Below are 19,854 nucleotides of genomic sequence, written 5' to 3' on the forward strand. Positions count from 1 at the left end.
GGGCAGGGAATTGGAATTACTTGTTTTAGGTTGGTCGCCTTTGGTGGTCAAGTTGGTTCTTGCCTTGTGGTTTGGCTCAGAAAACTAGTTAGAAACAGCAGTTCTTTCTCATGTAAATCATGTGTTTGTGGTAAACATAACAATAAATTCAAGCAGATTCGCAACGCTTGGCACTTTCGGTTTGAATCGGCTTTAGTGTTTACTGCACAATGGTCTAGGTAGGTGGCAGCGTTGCTCACTACTTAATTTGGCGTTAGGTGAAATGAAGTCAGGAGGAACCTTTGGTTTCTAAAGAAAAGAAGTGTTTGGAATCTATTTTAAAACCAGTCTTGAAGAAGGCTGGCTTTAGGAAAAAAGGAAGCACTTGGTGGAAACACTTAGAAGGCTTTATTCAAGTTATAAATATTCAAGGATCTCAATACTCCAAACAGTTCTACTTGAACTTAGGCGTCTACATTATTGTAGTAGGGGATAAAGAATGGCCATCAGAAAGTGATTGTCACATTCAAATGAGGCTCGATTCATTAGCTAACCCCAGTTTGGTTCATAAACTACTGGATTACGAAACAGCTTTTGAGAACAGTGACAGAAAAGAAATCAGTGAATTGGTTTTAGCTAAAGGTTTACCATGGTTGGACCAATGCTCATCGTTTGACGGCGCAAAAGCTGAATACATTTTGCCTAATAGAGTTCCGGCAAAATGGCAAAGAGACCTACTTACAAGCTATTTCACCTAACAATAAATTTAAGCAGATTCGCAACGCTTGGCATTTTCGGTTTGAATCTACTTTAGTGTTTACGGCACAATGGCTTAGGTCAGGTGGTGGCGTTGCTCACTACTTAATTTGGCGTTATGTGCTTTCGGAGAAAACAATGAAAAAGAGTCTAATCATAGCCTTAGCTAGTCTTTCGTTTGGTGCCGTTGCTGACGAGGAGACCATTGACTGCGATGCTGCGTTTACAACAATTCAGATAAATCAGTGTGCTGCTATTGAGCTTGATGCAGCGAAAACTGAACTAGAGAAGTATCTTAAGGCTAGCTTTGAACATAACTCGTTTGACTCAGAGTTAGTTGAAGCGATGAAGCTAGCTCAAACGGACTGGCAAACATATATGTCCTCACATTGTGACTCGGTATATACGCAATGGCGTGATGGAACTATTCGTGGGGTTATGGCGATATCTTGTAAAACTAAGCTAACGAAGCAAAGAACGCATGAACTGTGGGAAAACTTCTTAACTTATATGGACAGCACACCTCCAGTTTTACCGGAACCCAGTTTGTAGTAGAACTTCAACCACGCACATAACAATAAATTCAAGCAGATTCGTAACGCTCGGCATTTTTGCTTTGAATCAGCTTAAGTGTTTACGGCACAATGGTTTAGGTGGGAGGTAGCGTTACTCACTACTTAATTTGGCGTTATGTAAATATTGATATCTCAAATAAATGGCGTTCTGTATAATGGCCTTAATTATGACGTTTAAGGTTTACTCGTATGAAATTTATCACTCCAATTGTATTACTTACATCATTGCTGGTTTCTTCGTTCAGCTATAGTGCTACTAAAATCGACTCCAAAGATGCTCCTTTTCATGAAGGTGAAGATGTAATAGCTTGCGGTACTTTAAAGGAAGTCTCTCGTTTCAAGCGTGGCTTATACCTCAATATGGATGATCGCTTTCCAAAGCAATCTCTAACACTTGTTGTATGGGAAGATGACTTGGCTGAATTTAAGCAAGAACACGGTTCACTACAACAGTTAGTAAATAGTAAGGTTTGTGGCAAGGGAACTGTTTCAGAGTATCGTGGGCGTAGTCAAATAAGCTTGTACAATGCGTTTTCACTAAAGGTCGTTGAACGTAAGTAGATTTACATAACAATAAATTTAAGAGTGATTCACAACGCTCGGCGCTTTCACTTCAAGCCAGTTTAGTGTTTATGGCACAATGCGTTAGGTAAGGTGGTGGCGTTGTTCACACCTTAATTTGGCGTTATGACACAACGTTCATCACATATTGTATGTACAGCGATATAGATAAAGTATGATTGTGTCCAATGGGGTTGTGTGAAAGACGACAAAAAGGGCGAATATTGGTTATTTCCATGCTAACCTTGAGGCGCTTTCGCGATCCTTAATTAGCGCAGCAATTCAAAAGATCGCGAAAGCGCCTCAAGGTAGTGAGATAACAAATACTTCGGCTTCGATTTTTTGCCTTTTTACTCATATCCTATTGAAAATAAATAATATTTCATTCAAATATTGACGGCTTTGGTTGTGTCATAACAAAGCATTTAAGTTGATTCGAGCCTATGGGCGATTTTGGTATGCATTAAGTAGATTTGGCAAACTCGCAGTGCAGACAGTCATGTGGTTGCGGCTCTCACAACTTAATGCTGCGCGTTAGGTGAATACAGGGAATTATCGAATGGAATTAAAGTGTCACTGTGGAAACGTTAGCTTGGTATTGAGTTCGCTGCCCAAAGAGGTTGGCGAGTGTAACTGTTCTATTTGTCGTCGTTATGCTCCGGCTTGGGCATACTTTTCTCCAGAGCAAGTTCAAATCAACATGAATGAGAAAACAGTCTTCTATTGTTGGGGTGACAAAGAAGTAGAATTTCATCGTTGCAACTCATGTGGCTGTTTAACGCACTACATAACCACACAGAAATGTTCCGAAGATATCTTGGCTGTAAATATGAGAATGGCCGAAAATGAAGTGCTTTCGAGTATTCCTGTTCGTAAGATCAATGGTGCATCGTACTAATCACCTAACAATAAATTTAAGAGTGATTCACAACGCTCGGCGCCGTCACTTCAAGCAAGTTTAGTGTTTATGGCACAATGGTTTAGGTAAGGTGGTAGCGTTGTTCACACCTTAATTTGGCGTTATGCGACAGATAAGTTCGAGACTAAGAGGTAGGTAATTGAAAATTTTCTATATATTGGAATTGGACGGGCTTTTTTTAGCTTTGGATGTAATGGCGGAAAATACGTCAGACGAGATCTGTCAGCTACAATCTCAAGGTTTCATAGTTGTTTCCGATAGCATCAGGGCTAAAAACTCCAAAATAGCCATCGATAAGTGGCATAAGTACCGTGCATCCTTTGTTGAAGAACCTGTTTTAACGCCCTTAGAATTAGCGAACCTAACCATAAGGCAAGCCAATATAAGAATAAATGAGCTCAAGCGACAGTTGTTAGTTGCGGAAAGGGAGATTGACTCTCTCAATAATCAACTAAAGTATAAAAGTTCAGGGGGCACTGATAGCCTTTGTGATTTAGATATTTTAGGTTACGAAAGAGAGCCAAGTTCTCAGGAGTTGAGAAAACGATATAAAAGTTTAGCTTCGTTACACCATCCTGACAAAGGTGGCAGTAAAGCAATGATGCAGAGGTTAAACGATGCTTACGAAAAACTCCGTAGAAAAGTCGCATAACAAGCAATTTAAGAGGGATTCACAACGCTTGGCGCTTTTGCTTCTACTTCAAATTTAGTGTTTATGGCACAATGCTTTAGGTTTGGGTGGAGGCGTTGCTCACCCCTTAATTGGGCGTTATGTTTACTTGTATTTCAAAGGCTTAAAGGTCTTAGGCTCTGGTTCTTTGTCCCTCTGACGATTCGTCCCTAGTAGACTCAGCAAATCCGCATTGTCGGTCTAAGTTCTTGAATCTCTCGGCCCGTAAAACATGCCACTGTTCGCGGGTTGCTTCATTGCCAGGTCGTGGCGGTTGGCTTCTTGTTTGACTGGCTCAAAGTCGCTTTTAGGTTCTTAGCTAATTCGCATTTCAACTTGGCAGTTGCCTCGGCAATTTGCCATTGTTTTGCGCTTTGGTTGGAAAGACAGGGTACTTGTTGGTGCTTTGCCGGGTTGCCTCATTGGGCGGGGAAGTGGAATTACTCGTTTTAGGTTGGTCGCCTTTGGTAGTCAAGTTAGTTTCTGCGTTGTGGTTTGGTTCAGAAAACTGGTCAGAAATTGTAGTTCTTTCTCAAGTAAATCATGCATTTGTGGTAAAACATAACAAACAATTCAACAGTGATTCGCAACGCTTGGCGCTTTCACTTCGGGTTGAGTTTAGTGTTTACGGCGCAGTAATTTAGCCCTGTGGCAGCGTTGCTCACACGTTAATTGGGCGTTAGAAATACAGGCAAAAAATGAGTACGAATTTTGAAAATGACGTCTATGAATGGGGCAGACGCCTCATAGAAAAAGTTGGCTATAAAGCTAACAAAGATTCATTTGTAACACTTGCAAATGTATTCACATTAAGCCGAATGTTTATTTCGACAATACCTAGAAGAGTTCATGTCTCTGAAAGCTTTATGACTCCCCAAAAATATGACAAGGCAATTAAACAGATCATCCATGATTTGAACGTTGGACATAATGTGAACGCTAGATTGTCTAGACGAATTAAAGACAAGAAAGTGTATACAGATCGTATGCTCGCTGATTGGGGAATCCATCATCTGCACCTTGGTGAAGAAGTTATCAGCAAAGGGAAAAATGAGGGGCTGATTGAAGGCAATAAAGAAATATTGTTTGTTTGGGTAACAAACAACGATGCTTATTTGATTGGCATCTTCGATCATGACTCATGGACTAAAACGCAGGTTTTGGAAATAGTACATGACAACTGGTATCACTTGCTGAAACCCTTTGAATTGCCAAGGGATGTTAGATCAACTATTGATATCACCGATCTTGACCGTTTGGAGCTAAGGAATGCGTGCGTCAATACTGCTGTGCTAGTGCGTGGGTGTTCATATATGGGGCTTGGTGGTGGTTTAACTTGCGGGAACATTGGCGGTAATGATGTTCACAAGGCGAATACTATACTCAGGGCTTCGGACGATTTAGCGGAGTGGGTTAAGAACAACTACTCAATTCTAGAAAGTTACATGTCGGGTGCGGGAATTGACTTCGCTAGTGAAACACTAGAATTTGATGTGTCAAAGTTTGTTATATCCGCTATGTATACAATCAAGTGTAAGCCTAGCAATTATCGAATTCACATACAGTCACAGCATGAACCTTACACTTTGGTGCCACATGGCTTTGAAGCAGTAATTGAGCCATGTGCTGAAAAGCGAGAAATACAGGATCATAGAGCAATTAAAGGCTTGCTAATCGAGTGTGGGTAAATATTTCTAACAAGCATTTAAGAGTGATTCGCAACGCTTGGCAGTTTCGCTTCGCTCAAGTATAGCCAAGCGCCGCTCACACCTTAATGCGGCGTTATGTACCCTTAGGGAAGGGTTGGATCTAAGATACTGAATATTGGGAAAATATCATTTCCAATTGACTGACTAAGGAGAATATATGGTTAGTAGGGAGGCTTTGAACCTGCTAGGTGATGCAAAATCAGAAATTATAAAATGTGGTTGGTTTTGGACTCAAGATATAATGACCAGACAAGGAGCTCGCGACTTCGCTCGACTGTTAAAGAAAGAAGGGTTAGATGTTACTTGGGAGGAACCACCACCGAGATTTGAGTTCGTATTTGTGCTCTATGATAAGTATGACCCGTTTACATTGTTAGACGTCGCCAAGAGAAGGGCACAAGAGCAAGATCCTGAATTGTATGGTACTGCGGATACATAACAAGCAATTTAAGAGGGATTCACAACGCTTGGCATTTTTGCTTCTACTTCAAATTTAGTGTTTATGGCACAATGCTTTAGGTTGGGAGGAGGCGTTGTTCACCCCTTAATTGGGCGTTATGCCACAGGGAGAAATTCATGATTGTAGTAGCAAGGTTTTCTTTTCCTCATGAAGCCCATATTGCCAAAGCAAATCTAGAAAGTGCTGGTATTGAAAGCTTCATTAATTTGGCGTTATGCCTATAAGAGGAAATATGGATAGTAAATGGGAGTGTATTGGGTGCGGGCATAGCAATGAACACTCATCATTGAAGTGTGAAAAGTGCGGGGCCTTAGGCAAAGAGCTTGCAAATAAGCAGATGGCAAATCACCTATTAGGGAATGACAAAATGAAATCGGAGTTTGAATACTGCTGTGATAAATGTGGTTCAGAGTCATATGAGGTTGGTGAGTTAAGAGCCAGTGGTGGATTTTGGAGCACATTTTTCAATTACAACAAACACCGTTTTTATTTCTTATCATGCAGTAGCTGCGGTCACACCGAGTTTTACAAACGAGGTCTAGGTACAGGACAAAAAATACTTGATTTTCTGGGTGGTTAGCATAGGCATAACAATAAATTTAAGAGTGATTCACAACGCTCGGCGCTTTCACTTCAAGCAAGTTTAGTGTTTATGGCACAATGGTTTAGGTAAGGTGGTAGCGTTGTTCACACCTTAATTTGGCGTTAAATTTATGAGGTAACAATGACGAGAATTGAATTTTTCAATGCGGTGAAAAAGAAGAGGTTAGAGCAGCTTTCATTAGAGGAACTAGCTTACGCTCATTTATCAGATTCAAACTTCACGGAGACTAATCATGGTCTGCTAACTTCTTCTTTGTCTACAGTTTTGCGAGAAATTAGGCATGTTAAGTGGCAAACATATGGCAACTCTTTCTTGCCGTTATCTGCAGCATTTACAGTTCTAGATCAGCTTGGTTATTGTTATGAAAACGCAGAGCTAACCAAGTTTGGTAACCAAAATGCAAGCTCGATTAAAAAGTCTCTTTACTATTTCTGTGGCTTTGCTGAGAACGACACTGATACTCAAACGTTAGTTGCTTTGCGAAATTCTTTCCTGCATACCGCTAGCGGCTTATCTAAAGCGCAGTATCCGAATCAACCAAATCATAGGTTTGTGTTTGACCCAGAAGCAAATGATTTGATCACGTATCCTGCTCAGGAGTGGGATGGTAGTTTTTCAACGTTAACCAATGCGCATACTACTTACGTTAACCAGAAAAAACTAATTGCAATGGTCGAGGCTGCTGTGGACAAAGCAAGAGGTTTACTTTACGACAACAAGCTAGTTGTTAGTTTGCCCGAAGGCTGTCCTGAGTTTTACTATAGGTTTCTCAAGCATCACGAACAATAAATTTAACAAAGCATTTAAGAGTGATTCGCAACGCTTGGCAGTTTCGCTTCGCTCAAGTATAGCCAAACGCTGCTCACACCTTAATGCGGCGTTAGGTTTAAAAGGGTAGAGTATTGAAAATATTGATTATACTGCTTGGGTTGTTAACTCTTTTATGTAGTAGTTGGTTATTGGCTAATGAAGCAATGGAAGTACAGATATCGGTGTTAGAGATTCCTTCTCAATCGAGCCCAACCGATGAGATAGTGGGAAAAGGTGTATCTCAAGTTCCTAACTGGGTTACATGGAGTAACATAGCAAGTCTTGGAACACTTATCTCAGCACTAGCAACTCTAGTAATAGCGTGGCTTACATTAACCTCCGCTCGGCATGCAAAAGCATCAGCTGAAGCAGCTGACCGTTCTGCTAAGTTAGCTGAAAATTCTATTGTTGTTGCTAAAAATGCATATATTGCTAGTGAAAGGCCTTGGGTAACAGTTACACCTACACTCAGCTCTGATTTAGTTAAAGAGGAACACGGCATCAATTTTGGTGTTGATTATGCTGTGAAAAATGTGGGCAACAGTCCTGCTTTAAATGTACATGTCGTCTATGAAGTCGTTACTCTTAAAGTTGCACAAGATCAATATAGTGGCGCTCGACAACGTACTGACCAAATAGGCGAAAGCGGTGCAGGAGAGCATATGGGAGTACAATTATTCCCATCTGAGCAACAAATAATTCGTTGGAAAAGCCCCCTAACCAATGATGAAATTGAAAAAGGGCATAATGACTGGTCAAGGGAAAATGGGTATTTACCTTCATTCTCAATTATCGGTTCCGTTTTTTATCAATCTGCGTTTGATGCGGAAATATATAGGACAGGCTTTAAGTTCAATATTTATGCTTTTGGTGTTCGTGGCAATCCTTCGATTTCTAATGTGCCTGACTTCGAGAAAACCTATTCCAAAAGGAACTTGGTCTTAGAGTCATGCAGTAGCTATAAGGGAACTATAAATTAAACCTAACAAAGCATTTAAGAGTGATTCGCAACGCTTGGCAGTTTCGCTTCGCTCAAGTATAGCCAAGCGCCACTCACACCTTAATGCGGCGTTAAGCGTCAAAGAGGTCAATTTGGATATTAATGGATTTTTAATGGGCGTATCTGCAACTTTAATTGGTGTTGCGGCTACAGTCGCTGCAACAAAGAAAATTGAAACCATAAAGATGGAACTGGAATCAGAAAAGCAGCGTGACGTATTGTACACCGAGTTAAGTGATTTGGCAGATCAGTGTGCAGGAGACATAAAGCTTATACATAGTAACTATTGCACTATTTATAAGCTGAAAAAAAGGGCTTTACCGAAAGGAACAAGTAACCGAAATGATCTTTCCTCGCCCGCCAATGACGCTGCTGTTGGAAAGTGCTACTGAAAACTGTTTTAGTATACTGACTAAGGAACAACGGGACGGTATTCGGAGTGTAATTCACCTTGTAACCTCAGCGAAGAGTGAATCTGAGTATTTGTGCATGAATACCGATGCGACAGATTTTGCGAGTTCAGATGAGGCTAAATTTAGTTCACATTTAAGCACGTTATGTGCAATCTATCATGGTGCTATAAACCTTTCATTAGAGAAAGAGAGATTTAAGCCAAGAGAAAAATCTCCAGATGATTGTTTTACTTCAGTGCTGCGTAGTTTGGGTTTAAGTATGGAATTCAATGACATTATTGCCCATAAATTAGACGCTTAACAATAAATTTAAGAGTGATTCACAACGCTTGGCGCTTTCACTTCAAGCAAGTTTAGTGTTTATGGCACAATGCTTTAGGTAAGGTGGTGGCGTTGTTCACACCTTAATTTGGCGTTAGCGCGCATAAACTTCACGCTAAACAAGGTTGCAATATGAAAGAAGTTAGATGGTTTTTCCTTTCGTTTTTATTTATACCGATGGTGTCATTCTCTTCAAGCCAAACTGAACAGGAACAAATGGCTGCCTTAAATAAGCTCTTCGAAGGTTTAGAAACTTATACTGATATTGAAGAATCTGTCACATCTAGATATGCGTCAATATACCATTCATTAATCAAAGAAAAACTTGGTGAGTTGAATTTAAACAAAGACTTAGATTGTCGCGCTGAAATATCGTTATCATCGCTTGGTGTTATTGAGCATGTGGAAATAAGTAATAAAAATGTGCTTTGTCAGACAGTCTTCAATGCCGTATGGGAAATTGGTTCATTTCCGTTGCCAGTTGATGTTAATGAGGCAGATAAGTTAAGAAAGTTGAGTATTATCATTAAACCGTGAGGAGCGCACTAACAATAAATTTAAGCAGATTCGCAACGCTTGGCATTTTCAGTTGGAATCAACTTTAGTGTTTACGGCACAATGGTTTAGGTCAGGTGGTGGCGTTGCTCACTACTTAATTTGGCGTTATGCGTAAAGCATCGGAGGAGTTATTTTGATCGTAATTAGAAAAGCTACTGAAGCTGATGTTCACATAATTTATGAATTAAGAAGACGCGCTATTTTAGACAAATGTGCAGCCCATTATACGAAAGAACAGCTCTCCTTGTGGACGCATGGTGGAGTTTCTGATGGCTTTGTTCAAGATGTAATTAGTACTTTTTACGTTTCTGAAACTGATGGTCAAGTAATTGGTAGTGGTAAGCTTAATATCGAAACCGGTATGGTAGACGCTATTTTTGTAGCACCCGAATACTTTGGAGTCGGTGCGGCCAAAAAAATGCTGAATTTTTTAGAAAGCTTGGCCAGAGAAAATGGTTTGTGCTCACTAAAATTAGAATCAACTTTAAATGCTGCACCTTTCTATCGCTCCTTTGGATTTATGGGAGATAAAGTATCTACTTACCATTCACCAAGAGGTATTAGTTTGGATTGTATTCCAATGACAAAATCACTGGAACAACACGCATAACAAGCAATTTAAGAGGGATTCACAACGCTTGGCACTTTTGCTTCTACTTCAGTTTTAGTGTTTATGGCACAATGCTTTAGGTTTGGGGGGCGGCGTTGTTCACCCCCTTAATTGGGCGTTAGCCTATTTTATAATGTACGGATTATTATGAAAAAATATTTAATGCTTTTTATCTTAACACTGACTGGGTGTAACACTTCCCACTATGAGGAAAATAACAAAACGATAGAGCTAAGTAGAGAGTACTTTATAGGCAAATGGAGTTGTGTTCCCAAACAAAGTGACCCTCTAAACTTATTCTCAGACATGAAACTTTATCGAGTGTATGAGGAAAGTGGAGTACTTAACATTGAAGTGAGCTTTGAGGTGCATACTAATGAAATGGAAGTACCTCTGACAGTGAACGCCAAAACTGATGGGGTTTGGATGCGAGATCCTTTCATCACTGATATAACGGAGTTTCATCATAAGTTTTCGGTTGAAACAAATAACGACGTAATTTCAAAACAACTTACGCAAGTGATGAAAGATCAAAGTATCCTGCATGAAATGATATATGTTTCTGTAGAGCCGCAAAGTGATAGCGCAATGATTGTAAGGTTACCTAGTGATATACAAGATTGCGCAAAGGTTGACTCAACACAATAGGCTAACAATAAATTTAAGCAGATTCGCAACGCTTGGCACTTTTGGTTTGAATTGACTTAAGTGTCTACGGCGCAATGCTTTAGGTAGGTGGCAGCGTTACTCACTACTTAATTTGGCGTTATGCCACAGGGAGAAATTCATGATTGTTGTAGCAAGGTTTTCTTTTCCTCATGAAGCTCATATTGCCAAAGCAAATCTAGAAAGTGCTGGTATTGAAAGCTTCATCGCAGATGAGCATACAGTGAATACACAATGGCTATACTCAAATGCTATTGGAGGTGTTCGCTTAATGGTTTCAGAAGAAGACTTAGAGGAAGCGACTGAAATTCTGTCTAGTGATTTTTCGGAAAGCCTTGGAACTCACTCTGAAGCAATAGGAGAGAAACAAGATCTTTGCCCTCATTGTGGAAGTAGTAACCTATCTGCTCACACAAAGGGTAAGCGACCAGCATTTCTGGTGTTCATTTTGTTAGGCTTTCCCCTGTTTTTCTACAAACAAGGTTACAAGTGTAATCAGTGTGGCGAGTTCAGCGAAAAACTTTGAATCGTGGCATAACAATAAATTTAAGAGTGATTCACAACGCTCGGCGCCTTCACTTCAAGTGAGTTTAGTGTTTATGGCACAATGCTTTAGGTCTGGTGGTGGCGTTGTTCACACCTTAATTTGGCGTTAGCTGTCTTCATTTATAGGTACGATATGACAAAGAAAATTCCATATTATTTTTCTCCCGAAGAGTTGCGTTTGGTGCATGCATTTAACTCGAAGCAAGTAGAACTAACTGCAAATTTCGTAGAAAATATAGACGAGCATGTACAAACATATACAACCGAAATGTTCCAACAACAGTGTGCAGATGACCCTGGTGAAGTTGTTGAGGTCGAAGTATCACATATTGCTGGTGTAAGCGAAGATGAATACGATTTTAAAGCAGTGTTTACAGATTTGATGCCCATGTATCAACGACAGTCCATGCTAGTCACTAACTGGGCTGTATTTGAGTGTGAACTAAAAAAATTTTATAGCATCATTGCCGAAGAAATGGGGCATTCTCCTGAACTACCTAAAAAGAAAAGAGGTAGTGACTTAAGTCATCTGATTAAAAACTTCAAAGCGATTGGCTTATTAACTGAGCCATCAGAACAGTTTGAGATGGCGTTCAACAAGTTAGACAATGAAGTTAGATTTATCCGCAATGATTGGGTTCACAACGGCGGTGTCGCAAAGAATACAGAGAACGTTGGTGATATCGAAGGTATTTCAATCAATGGACAACAGCTAGATATCTCTAGTGGCTATATAGAATCTGCAACAGACGCAATGTGGAAGTTATCGCATGAACTGACTGATTCAGCGAGAAAGGTGCAAAACAGCTAACAAGCAATTTAAGAGGGATTCTCAACGCTTGGCACTTTTGCTTCTACTTGAAATTTAGTGTTTACGGTACAATGCGTTAGGTTGGGTGGTGGCGTTGTTCACCCCTTAATTGGGCGTTATGTCTTCGGCGGAAATTACCAGCAAGGGAGAATAAGATTGATGTTTAAAGTCAAACTGATTGTTATCTCATTAATGTTAGTCTGGGTAATGATAAATAAGATTTCCCTAGGCGTTAGTAACGAAGTTGTAGAACCAGCTAAAGCGATCTCAGGCAACTGTGTTAAAACTTTAAAAACAGGTACATTATTAAAGCTAAAGGTTAAAACTGAAGCTGAAATTGTTCCTACAACGATTGGAGCAATTGGGCTCACTTGCGAAGTTTTATTACAGAAAATCATCTCAAAAGATGAGGTTATGGTTAAGTATAAAAGATTTGAATCAGGGGACATCGATTCCCTAAAAGTGAGTATTACAGAAGGCCGTACATATTGGGGCTTTAACGGTGAAGAAAACACTAGCGACTAATTCAGAACATTTGTATTGAAGACATAACAATAAATTTAAGAGTGATTCACAACGCTTGCCGCCCTTACTTCAAGTAAGTTTAGTGTTTATGGCACAATGGTTTAGCTAAGGTGTTAGCGTTGTTCACACCTTAATTTGGCGTTATACAAAAAGGAGGGGCGGGTGATAAATAACATCGCTAAGTTGTTTATGCGTGTATTGGCCTCATCAGTAACGGCTTTTTTAGCTGGGGTTTTAAGTGTAATCACGCTGATTATGGGCGGCTTTGTAGTGATTCCTGCTCTTCAGACTTGGCTCATTATGAAGTACCAACAAGGGAACTATTTTGTATCAGGAGTCATCACATTTGTTCCTTGGATTATCATTTACTTGTATACAAACGATCAGCCAAATCTTACACAAGAGGTAATCAATCTAGCTTGTCGGTCAGCAATTGTTGGGATTCTTATTTACGGAGTAAGATATCACGTATATCCGAAAATTATGGCTTATTGGTCAAGTAGATAATTTTGTATAACAATAAATTTAAGAGTGATTCACAACGCTCGGCGCCCTCACTTCAAGTAAGTTTAGTGTTTATGGCACAATGGTTTAGATATGGTGTCGGCGTTGTTCACACCTTAATTTGGCGTTATGCGTAATCGATGGAGTACCGAGAATTAGATGGAAGTAGTAGAAGCGGAAAAATCGGATTTAGATTCATTCTTTGTGTATCTAGAAAATCAGCTGTCTGAAAATGGTAATGGAGAAGTTCCTCTTTTCCAGCCAATGTCCAGAGAGGAAAGTGAAATTCCAGAAGCAACAAAAGATAAGTTTATCCAAGGCTTTTCTCATCAGTTTGGCGACTTAGGTTGGAGAAAACTTTGGGTTGTAAAAGACACCTCTGGAAATATCAAAGGTCATATTGATCTTCGCCACCACAGTGATGAAAGCCGTTCTCACAGAGTTCTATTAGGTATGGGCGTAGATGTTTCTTGCCGGAAGCAAGGTCTTGGTCAAAGACTCATTGATGCTGTTATAAATTTCTGCCAAGAAAAAGCTGAAATTGACTGGCTTGATCTTTGTGTATTATCAGAGAATTTTCCAGCAAAGAACCTCTACCTAAAAGCAGGGTTCAATGTTGTTGGAGAGTTCAAAGATCAATATAGAATCGACGGTTTGTCAGTCTCGGAAACAGCAATGACAAAGTACGTCAAAAATTACGCATAACAATAAATTTAAGAGTGATTCACAACGCTCGGCACTCTCACTTCAAGTCAGTTTAGTGTTTACGGCACAGTTGTTTAGGTAAGTGTTAGCGTTGTTCACACCTTAATTTGGCGTTATGTTTACTTGTATTTCAATGGCTTAAATATCTTTAGCTCAAGTTCTTTGTCCCTCTGGCAACTCGTCCCTAGTAGACTCAGCAAATCAGTATTGTCGGTCTAAGTTCTTGAACCTCTCAGCCCGTAAAACATGCCAATGTTCGTGGGTTGCTTCATTGTAAGGTCGTGGCGGTCGGTTTCTTGTTTTACTGGCTTAAAGTCGCTTTTGGGTTCTTTGCCAAGTAGCATTTCGGCTTGGCAGTTGCCTCGGCAATTTGCCATTGTATTGCGCTTTGGTTGGAAAGACAGGGCGCTTGTTGGAGCTTAGTCAGTTTGCCTCATTGGGCAGGGAAGTGTTCATACACGTTTTAGGTTGGTCTCTTTTGGTGGCCAAGTTAGTCCTTGCCGTGTGGGTTGGTTCAGAAAAGCAGTCCAAAATATCAGTTCTTTCTCAAGCAAGTCAGTAACTTGTGGTAAAACATAACAAACAATTTAAGCAGATTCACAACGCTTGTTGATCTGCCTTCTAGGTTAAGTTTAGTGTTTTATGGCACAATGTTTTAGTTAGGTGGTCGCGTTGTTCACTACTTAATTGGGCGTTATGTTTACTTGTATTTCAGGGGTTTAAGTGTCTTAGGCTCTAGTTCTTTGTCCCTCTGGCAATTTATTCCGAGTAGACTCAGCAAATTCGCATTGTCGGCCTAAGTTCTTGAATCTCTCAGCCCGTAAAACATGCCAATGTTCGTGGGTTGCTTCATTGTCAGGTCGTGGCGGTCGGTTTCTTGTTTAACTGGCTCAAAGTCGTTTTTAGATTCTTAGTCAATCAGCATTTCAACTTGGCAGTTGCCTCGGCAATTCGGCATTGTCTCGCGCTCTGTTTGGAAAGAAAGGGCGCTTGTTGGTACTTAGTTGAGTTGCCTCATTGGGCAGGGAAGTGGACTTACTTGTTTTAGGTTGGTCGCCTTTGGCGGTCAAGTTGGTTCTTGCCTTGTGGTTTGGCTCAGAAAACTAGTTAGAAATAGCAGTTCTTTCTCAATTAAATCATGTATTTGTGGTAAAACATAACAAACAATTCAACAGTGATTCGCAACGCTTGGCGCTTTTACTTCAGGTTGAGTTTAGTGTTTACGGCGCAGTGCTTGAGCTCCGTGGTAGCGTTGCTCACACGTTAATTGGGCGTTATGCATATAGGAGTTTTGATGCACCAAAAGTTAATGTCGGTTTTACTTAATGAAGATGAACTAGGGGCTGTTATCAGAGCTCACATGGCTTTGGAGCAAGATGTAGATCGCTTTGTATCGCTAGTTGCTACTAATTCTGATTACATTCAGAAGATGCAAATAGATTTCTCGAATAAGCTCAAACTTGCTGTAGCATTTGGCTTGGACGAGGAAATATACAAGCCACTTGTATCAGTTACCAACATTCGTAATAAGTTTGCCCACCGAGCAGACATGCAGTTGTCAAAGTCGGAAGTTAATAACTTTTATAAAAGCTTTACTTCTGAAGATCAGGCTCTTATTCAAGAGGTTATTTCCAGCAATCCTGATAGACCGCCCGGTTTAGGAAAAAAGTACTCGCTTCTTTCAATCAAAGAGCAGTTTGTGGTTATGGTGTTCTATTTAGCAATTCGCTTGTGGCATGAAGTTGAAGTTGAATTGGAATATATACTGGAGCAAGTTGAAGAAAGTACTGAGTAACATTAAATATGCATAACAAGCAATTTAAGAGGGATTCACAACGCTTGGCACTTTTGCTTTTACTTTATATTTAGTGTTTATGGCACAATGCTTTAGGTTTGGGTGGAGGCGTTGTTCACCCCTTAATTGGGCGTTATGCAATTGGAGGAAATTACAGCAATGGAAGTAATCTTTTGGCTAGCTGTTGGTGTAATAGCTAGTGCTGTACTGCTCAAGTGTGTACACCATAAATCCTCAAAGTTTCGTCTTAAGATTCTCGGTTATGCGTTGATAATTGCTGCGCTTATCTATGTCCTGTTTGCTATTTTAGCTTCGAATCTGGCTTGGATTGGAATCGAATCATTAGGCGTACTGTTATACGGTGCTTTCTATATTCTTTCCAAAAGTCGTAGCTCATATTTATTAGCAGTAGGTTGGTTACTTCATCCCGTTTGGGACGTTGGTCTTCATTTAGTAGGCTCAGGCAGTAATGTTGCTCCTGAATGGTACGTGATAATGTGCATTTCTTTCGATATTACAGTAGCTTGTTACTTGCTAGCTCAAGCACGTGCTGGAAAAATTGCATAACAATAAATTTAAGAGTGATTCACAACGCTTGGTGCTTTCACTTCAAGCCAGTTTAGTGTTTATGGCACAATGCTTTAGGTCAGGTGTAAGCGTTGTTCACACCTTAATTTGGCGTTAGGGCTATAAGTGGAGTTTAGAGTTTGTCAGAATATATTTGGGTCATAGAAAAGCTATTTTCAGCGTTGGTTATTGCAGTACCGACAGCTTGGTTCACAAGTCATTTAGCCGTTAAGAAATATAGAACAGACAAGTGGTGGGATAAACGCGCGGAAGCTTACTTAGAGGTAGTCGGTGCACTAAACGACGTGCTCTTGTATTGCGATTATGCTGTTGAGTACCACATTTCTGACCTCAGTCGAGATAAGCATCAAGTTTCCAAGTTAAAGGAGCGGTTCGACACTTCATGCCTCAAGTTAAAGGCTCAGAATAACTCGTCAGAGTTACTTTTTAGCCCAGAAGCATGTAAAGCACTTCGAGAGTTTAATTTTAACCTTTCAGTCGCTGAAGAAAAAAGAGACTTAGAAGAAATGCTTGTTACTACAAGGGTTGCTGCTGAAGAGGCGTTAGCCAAGTTATCTAATTTCGCAACAAAGAGCTTAGGGGTAAAATAGCCCTAACAATAAATTTAAGCAGATTCGCAACGCTTGGCATTTTTGGTTTGAATCGAATTAAGTGTTTACGGCACAATGGTTTAGCTTAGGTGGTGGCGTTGCTCACTACTTAATTTGGCGTTATGCAATGCAAAAAATTACATGCCTAGTTGATGTTTGTCGTTTCGATTAATTATCTTTGCTGAGACTCTTTGATTCAATTGTTAGCATGTCGTCGTTTTTAGCGATAGAGCTTGTAATGAGCCGAAATGGTAAAGCATGGCATTTAAAATTGTACTTACAAAAACAGCGAATGGTTATTCAATCGAAAAAGACCTGAAAATTGGGTTTTCAATTAAGCACCTTTTTTTCGGAGGTACAGTTTCGTTATTTCGAATGGATATATATGGGGCGCTGAGTTATTTGATTTACGGAATTATCATCACTTGGCTAGGTGTCGGCATTTTTGGTTTATCAGATCATTTATTGGACATGAGGGTTGGTGCTGCCATAGGGGCTTCATCTGTAGAAGTTGCAATGGATTTCGTAAATGCACCTCTAATGGCTTTATTATTAGCAAACATTGAATATCAGGACTTATCTATAGGTGACAGTTATTTACATTTGTCAATCTATGGTGCTGTAGTGCTGATAAGTTGGGTTTACTTAGCTAATAAGGTTAACTTATGGAGATTCAAGTCCTATCTACGGAAAGGTTGGAAGTTTGATTTGGAAAGCTGTGAAGATTTGTTTGTAAAGAAGCAAGTTGCAACAATACTAATCAAAAATAATATTCATTTAGATAACTAAAGTTCGAGCAATATGTCAATTGAGTGACAGCATAGCATAACAATCTGTTTAAGAGTGATTCGCAACGCTTGGCATTTTTGCTATGCGTTGCGTTTAGTGTTTAAGGTGGTATGCGGTAGCTTCGGCATTGCGTTGCTCACACCTTAACAGGGCGTTATGTTTACTTGTAATTCAAAGGCTTAAAGGTCTTAGGCTCTAGTTCTTTGTCCCTCTGGCAGTTCGTTCTGAGTAGACTCAGCAAATCCGCATTGTCGGCCTAAGTTCTTGAATCACTCAGCCCGTAAAACATGCCAATGTTCGTGGGTTGCTTCATTGTCAGGTCGTGGCGGTCGGTTTCTTGTTTAACTGGCTCAAAGTCGCTTTTAGGTTCTTAGTCAATCAGCATTTCAACTTGGCAGTTGCCTCGGCAATTTTCTATTGTCTTGCGCTTTGGTTGGAAAGAAAGGGCGCTTGTTGAAAGAGATCAGGGTTGCCTCATTGGGCAGGGAAGTGGACTTACTTGTATTAGGTTGGTCGCCTTTGTCGGTCAAGTTGGTTTCATCCTTGTGGTTTGCTTCAGAAAACTAGTTAAAAATAGCAGTTCTTTCTCAATTAAATCATATATTTGTGGTAAAACATAACAAGCAATTTAAGAGGGATTCACAACGCTTGGCATTTTTGCTTTTACTTCAAATTTAGTGTCTATGGCACAATGCTTTAGGTTTGGGTGGCGGCGTTGTTCACCCCTTAATTGGGCGTTATGTTTACTTGTAATTCAAAGGCTTAAAGGTCTTAGGCTCTAGTTCTTTGTCCTTCTGGCAGTTCGTTCTGAGTAGACTCAGCAAATCCGCATTGTCGGCCTAAGTTCTTGAATCACTCAGCCCGTAAAACATGCTAATGTTCGTGGGTTGCTTCATTGTCAGGTCGTGGCGGTCGGTTTCTTGTTTAACTGGCTCAAAGTCGCTTTTAGGTTCTTAGTCAATCAGCATTTCAACTTGGCAGTTGCCTCGGCAATTTTCTATTGTCTTGCGCTTTGGTTGGAAAGAAAGGGCGCTTGTTGAAAGAGATCAGGGTTGCCTCATTGGGCAGGGAAGTGGACTTACTTGTATTAGGTTGGTCGCCTTTGTCGGTCAAGTTGGTTTCATCCTTGTGGTTTGCTTCAGAAAACTAGTTAAAAATAGCAGTTCTTTCTCAATTAAATCATATATTTGTGGTAAAACATAACAAGCAATTTAAGAGGGATTCACAACGCTTGGCATTTTTGCTTTTACTTCAAATTTAGTGTCTATGGCACAATGCTTTAGGTTTGGGTGGCGGCGTTGTTCACCCCTTAATTGGGCGTTATACCTATTGAGAGGAATTGCGATAGATGAACAATATTGAAGATAGCTTAATTAAGTTTTGTGATATCGAAACGCAAGTGCGAGATCACATCAATACTCATAGGTATCAGAAGGTTCTGATTTCAGAATTAGATAACTGGAGTCAGATATGTAGCTCTTTGGACACTCTAGGCGATACAGGGCTAGCGCTAAAAAGTTATTTCGAATCCGACTTTCCTGCTGAAGCAGGATTGTCTTATATCTACACTTATGGGCTTTTGCAGGCGTTATTTATTCAACAAGATGCGATGAATCATTTATCTGAAGCATTCGATGTACCATATGAATTGTCGGATGAGCTAAAGAGTATCAGAGCTGTTAGGAATGCCTCTATAGGTCACCCAACAAAGAATAGAGTTAAGACGACTACTTACTTTAATCACATTTCTCGCAGTTCAATGAGTAAAGATGGGTTTACTTTAGCTCGTTTCTACGACGAGGGTGAAAGTGAATTCATCGATGTTGATTTGAAGAAAATAGTAGAAACACAGCTCATTGGTATCAATACTGCTTACGCACTAATTACTGACAAGCTTCGAGATATTGACGAACAGCATAGGGCTAAATTTATGGAAAAACCTCTAGCAGATATTCTTCATTCAACAATGGGGTACATGTTTGAAAAAGTAGGGCAGGCAATATATTCGCCGTCCAGTTCGAACGTTTCATTTGGTCTTAGTATGCTTGAGTCAATCGAAGAGGCATATATGAATTTCAAGAGTGCATTGCAAGAGCGAAATGAGTTACCAGATCATACGCAGTACGATCTTGATGAATATTTCCACGGTATTCAACGAATGAAAGCTTACCTTACGAGCTCTAGTGTTAATGACTTTTCAGAAGCAGATGCGCGAATTTACTTGTTCTATCTACAAAAAACTCATAAAAACTTTGAAAGTCTTGCCCGTGAAATAGACGAAAATTATGTGGGAAAATAGGTATAACAATAAATTTAAGAGTGATTCACAACGCTCGGCGCTTTCACTTCAAGCCGGTTTGGTGTTTATGGCACAATGCCTTAGGTATGGC

26 protein-coding genes and 1 pseudogene are annotated in these 19,854 nt (G+C 40.0%); all 27 read left to right on the forward strand.

Annotated elements, in window-relative coordinates; all coding sequences use genetic code 11:
* Nucleotides 1-281 precede the first annotated feature (281 nt).
* Entirely contained in the window at nucleotides 282-737 is a 456-nt protein-coding gene (locus VIA_RS21550) for a DUF4304 domain-containing protein (RefSeq protein WP_004418440.1), read from the forward strand.
* A gap of 136 nt (nucleotides 738-873) precedes the next feature.
* The gene (locus VIA_RS13885) at nucleotides 874-1,287 is read left to right on the forward strand and encodes a lysozyme inhibitor LprI family protein (RefSeq protein ID WP_004418438.1); all 414 of its coding nucleotides are present in this window, start codon (nucleotides 874-876) and stop codon (nucleotides 1,285-1,287) included.
* A 212-nt stretch (nucleotides 1,288-1,499) separates the two neighbouring features.
* Nucleotides 1,500-1,871 carry a hypothetical protein gene (locus tag VIA_RS13890; RefSeq protein ID WP_004418436.1) on the forward strand — a complete coding sequence of 124 codons (372 nt, stop codon included), beginning with the start codon at nucleotides 1,500-1,502 and terminating at the stop codon, nucleotides 1,869-1,871.
* A 559-nt stretch (nucleotides 1,872-2,430) separates the two neighbouring features.
* Nucleotides 2,431-2,769, forward strand: a complete 339-nt coding sequence (locus VIA_RS13895; protein ID WP_004417642.1) for a GFA family protein — start codon at nucleotides 2,431-2,433, stop codon at nucleotides 2,767-2,769.
* Between the two features lie 160 nt (nucleotides 2,770-2,929).
* Nucleotides 2,930-3,442, forward strand: coding sequence for a J domain-containing protein (locus VIA_RS13900; protein ID WP_004418451.1), 513 nt, complete (start codon nucleotides 2,930-2,932; stop codon nucleotides 3,440-3,442).
* 452 nt (nucleotides 3,443-3,894) lie between these two features.
* Complete coding sequence (locus VIA_RS22260; RefSeq protein ID WP_004418453.1) at nucleotides 3,895-4,104, forward strand: hypothetical protein; 210 nt, start codon at nucleotides 3,895-3,897, stop codon at nucleotides 4,102-4,104.
* Nucleotides 4,105-4,158: 54 nt separating this feature from the next.
* Nucleotides 4,159-5,148 carry a hypothetical protein gene (locus VIA_RS13910; protein ID WP_004413640.1) on the forward strand — a complete coding sequence of 330 codons (990 nt, stop codon included), beginning with the start codon at nucleotides 4,159-4,161 and terminating at the stop codon, nucleotides 5,146-5,148.
* 262 nt (nucleotides 5,149-5,410) lie between these two features.
* On the forward strand, nucleotides 5,411-5,608 hold the full coding sequence (locus VIA_RS13915) for a hypothetical protein (protein WP_138977056.1): 198 nt from the start codon (nucleotides 5,411-5,413) through the stop codon (nucleotides 5,606-5,608).
* Between the two features lie 137 nt (nucleotides 5,609-5,745).
* Nucleotides 5,746-5,832 (forward strand): annotated as a pseudogene (locus tag VIA_RS22155) (DUF2007 domain-containing protein); the annotation flags it as partial.
* A 29-nt stretch (nucleotides 5,833-5,861) separates the two neighbouring features.
* Nucleotides 5,862-6,209 (forward strand): zinc ribbon domain-containing protein, encoded by a 348-nt coding sequence (locus VIA_RS22030; protein ID WP_004418689.1) that lies wholly within the window; start codon nucleotides 5,862-5,864, stop codon nucleotides 6,207-6,209.
* 144 nt (nucleotides 6,210-6,353) lie between these two features.
* Nucleotides 6,354-7,022: a hypothetical protein gene (locus VIA_RS13925; RefSeq protein ID WP_004413641.1), complete on the forward strand. Its 669-nt coding sequence runs from the start codon at nucleotides 6,354-6,356 to the stop codon at nucleotides 7,020-7,022.
* Between the two features lie 170 nt (nucleotides 7,023-7,192).
* Nucleotides 7,193-8,023, forward strand: coding sequence for a hypothetical protein (locus VIA_RS13930; RefSeq protein WP_004418543.1), 831 nt, complete (start codon nucleotides 7,193-7,195; stop codon nucleotides 8,021-8,023).
* A 112-nt stretch (nucleotides 8,024-8,135) separates the two neighbouring features.
* The gene (locus tag VIA_RS13935) at nucleotides 8,136-8,435 is read left to right on the forward strand and encodes a hypothetical protein (RefSeq protein WP_138977060.1); all 300 of its coding nucleotides are present in this window, start codon (nucleotides 8,136-8,138) and stop codon (nucleotides 8,433-8,435) included.
* A 97-nt stretch (nucleotides 8,436-8,532) separates the two neighbouring features.
* Nucleotides 8,533-8,757: a hypothetical protein gene (locus VIA_RS13940; protein ID WP_004413643.1), complete on the forward strand. Its 225-nt coding sequence runs from the start codon at nucleotides 8,533-8,535 to the stop codon at nucleotides 8,755-8,757.
* A 152-nt stretch (nucleotides 8,758-8,909) separates the two neighbouring features.
* Nucleotides 8,910-9,314 carry a cell envelope integrity TolA family protein gene (locus VIA_RS13945; protein ID WP_038211647.1) on the forward strand — a complete coding sequence of 135 codons (405 nt, stop codon included), beginning with the start codon at nucleotides 8,910-8,912 and terminating at the stop codon, nucleotides 9,312-9,314.
* 154 nt (nucleotides 9,315-9,468) lie between these two features.
* On the forward strand, nucleotides 9,469-9,945 hold the full coding sequence (locus VIA_RS13950; protein WP_071816309.1) for a GNAT family N-acetyltransferase: 477 nt from the start codon (nucleotides 9,469-9,471) through the stop codon (nucleotides 9,943-9,945).
* A 147-nt stretch (nucleotides 9,946-10,092) separates the two neighbouring features.
* Nucleotides 10,093-10,593 carry a hypothetical protein gene (locus VIA_RS13955; protein WP_050778701.1) on the forward strand — a complete coding sequence of 167 codons (501 nt, stop codon included), beginning with the start codon at nucleotides 10,093-10,095 and terminating at the stop codon, nucleotides 10,591-10,593.
* Nucleotides 10,594-10,732: 139 nt separating this feature from the next.
* The gene (locus VIA_RS13960; RefSeq protein WP_004413645.1) at nucleotides 10,733-11,137 is read left to right on the forward strand and encodes a putative signal transducing protein; all 405 of its coding nucleotides are present in this window, start codon (nucleotides 10,733-10,735) and stop codon (nucleotides 11,135-11,137) included.
* 153 nt (nucleotides 11,138-11,290) lie between these two features.
* Nucleotides 11,291-11,968 (forward strand): hypothetical protein, encoded by a 678-nt coding sequence (locus VIA_RS13965; protein WP_004413646.1) that lies wholly within the window; start codon nucleotides 11,291-11,293, stop codon nucleotides 11,966-11,968.
* Between the two features lie 159 nt (nucleotides 11,969-12,127).
* On the forward strand, nucleotides 12,128-12,493 hold the full coding sequence (locus tag VIA_RS13970; protein ID WP_004413647.1) for a hypothetical protein: 366 nt from the start codon (nucleotides 12,128-12,130) through the stop codon (nucleotides 12,491-12,493).
* 162 nt (nucleotides 12,494-12,655) lie between these two features.
* A complete protein-coding gene (locus VIA_RS13975; protein WP_004418391.1) occupies nucleotides 12,656-13,000 on the forward strand; it encodes a hypothetical protein in 345 nt (114 codons plus the stop codon).
* Between the two features lie 156 nt (nucleotides 13,001-13,156).
* The gene (locus VIA_RS13980; RefSeq protein ID WP_004413648.1) at nucleotides 13,157-13,702 is read left to right on the forward strand and encodes a GNAT family N-acetyltransferase; all 546 of its coding nucleotides are present in this window, start codon (nucleotides 13,157-13,159) and stop codon (nucleotides 13,700-13,702) included.
* A 1,294-nt stretch (nucleotides 13,703-14,996) separates the two neighbouring features.
* On the forward strand, nucleotides 14,997-15,497 hold the full coding sequence (locus VIA_RS13985) for a hypothetical protein (protein ID WP_004413649.1): 501 nt from the start codon (nucleotides 14,997-14,999) through the stop codon (nucleotides 15,495-15,497).
* A gap of 159 nt (nucleotides 15,498-15,656) precedes the next feature.
* On the forward strand, nucleotides 15,657-16,064 hold the full coding sequence (locus VIA_RS13990; RefSeq protein WP_004413650.1) for a DUF6010 family protein: 408 nt from the start codon (nucleotides 15,657-15,659) through the stop codon (nucleotides 16,062-16,064).
* A 140-nt stretch (nucleotides 16,065-16,204) separates the two neighbouring features.
* The gene (locus VIA_RS13995; RefSeq protein ID WP_004413651.1) at nucleotides 16,205-16,675 is read left to right on the forward strand and encodes a hypothetical protein; all 471 of its coding nucleotides are present in this window, start codon (nucleotides 16,205-16,207) and stop codon (nucleotides 16,673-16,675) included.
* A gap of 258 nt (nucleotides 16,676-16,933) precedes the next feature.
* On the forward strand, nucleotides 16,934-17,464 hold the full coding sequence (locus tag VIA_RS14000; RefSeq protein WP_004418387.1) for a hypothetical protein: 531 nt from the start codon (nucleotides 16,934-16,936) through the stop codon (nucleotides 17,462-17,464).
* Nucleotides 17,465-18,812: 1,348 nt separating this feature from the next.
* Nucleotides 18,813-19,763, forward strand: coding sequence for a hypothetical protein (locus VIA_RS14005; protein WP_004413652.1), 951 nt, complete (start codon nucleotides 18,813-18,815; stop codon nucleotides 19,761-19,763).
* Nucleotides 19,764-19,854 lie beyond the last annotated feature (91 nt).

The sequence above is a fragment of the Vibrio orientalis CIP 102891 = ATCC 33934 genome (genome assembly GCF_000176235.1).
GTDB classification, from domain to species: domain Bacteria; phylum Pseudomonadota; class Gammaproteobacteria; order Enterobacterales; family Vibrionaceae; genus Vibrio; species Vibrio orientalis.

Coding starts and splice junctions, on each gene's coding strand:
- VIA_RS13895 (WP_004417642.1), top strand. CDS start 2,431: ATGGAATTAAAGTGTCACTGTGGAAACGTTAGCTTGGTATTGAGTTCG.
- VIA_RS13965 (WP_004413646.1), top strand. CDS start 11,291: ATGACAAAGAAAATTCCATATTATTTTTCTCCCGAAGAGTTGCGTTTG.
- VIA_RS13890 (WP_004418436.1), top strand. CDS start 1,500: ATGAAATTTATCACTCCAATTGTATTACTTACATCATTGCTGGTTTCT.
- VIA_RS13885 (WP_004418438.1), top strand. CDS start 874: ATGAAAAAGAGTCTAATCATAGCCTTAGCTAGTCTTTCGTTTGGTGCC.
- VIA_RS13990 (WP_004413650.1), top strand. CDS start 15,657: ATGGAAGTAATCTTTTGGCTAGCTGTTGGTGTAATAGCTAGTGCTGTA.
- VIA_RS14005 (WP_004413652.1), top strand. CDS start 18,813: ATGAACAATATTGAAGATAGCTTAATTAAGTTTTGTGATATCGAAACG.
- VIA_RS13980 (WP_004413648.1), top strand. CDS start 13,157: ATGGAAGTAGTAGAAGCGGAAAAATCGGATTTAGATTCATTCTTTGTG.
- VIA_RS13915 (WP_138977056.1), top strand. CDS start 5,411: ATGACCAGACAAGGAGCTCGCGACTTCGCTCGACTGTTAAAGAAAGAA.
- VIA_RS13955 (WP_050778701.1), top strand. CDS start 10,093: ATGAAAAAATATTTAATGCTTTTTATCTTAACACTGACTGGGTGTAAC.
- VIA_RS13940 (WP_004413643.1), top strand. CDS start 8,533: ATGAATACCGATGCGACAGATTTTGCGAGTTCAGATGAGGCTAAATTT.
- VIA_RS13985 (WP_004413649.1), top strand. CDS start 14,997: ATGCACCAAAAGTTAATGTCGGTTTTACTTAATGAAGATGAACTAGGG.
- VIA_RS13925 (WP_004413641.1), top strand. CDS start 6,354: ATGACGAGAATTGAATTTTTCAATGCGGTGAAAAAGAAGAGGTTAGAG.
- VIA_RS14000 (WP_004418387.1), top strand. CDS start 16,934: ATGGCATTTAAAATTGTACTTACAAAAACAGCGAATGGTTATTCAATC.
- VIA_RS13945 (WP_038211647.1), top strand. CDS start 8,910: ATGAAAGAAGTTAGATGGTTTTTCCTTTCGTTTTTATTTATACCGATG.
- VIA_RS13910 (WP_004413640.1), top strand. CDS start 4,159: ATGAGTACGAATTTTGAAAATGACGTCTATGAATGGGGCAGACGCCTC.
- VIA_RS13970 (WP_004413647.1), top strand. CDS start 12,128: ATGTTTAAAGTCAAACTGATTGTTATCTCATTAATGTTAGTCTGGGTA.
- VIA_RS13960 (WP_004413645.1), top strand. CDS start 10,733: ATGATTGTTGTAGCAAGGTTTTCTTTTCCTCATGAAGCTCATATTGCC.
- VIA_RS22030 (WP_004418689.1), top strand. CDS start 5,862: ATGGATAGTAAATGGGAGTGTATTGGGTGCGGGCATAGCAATGAACAC.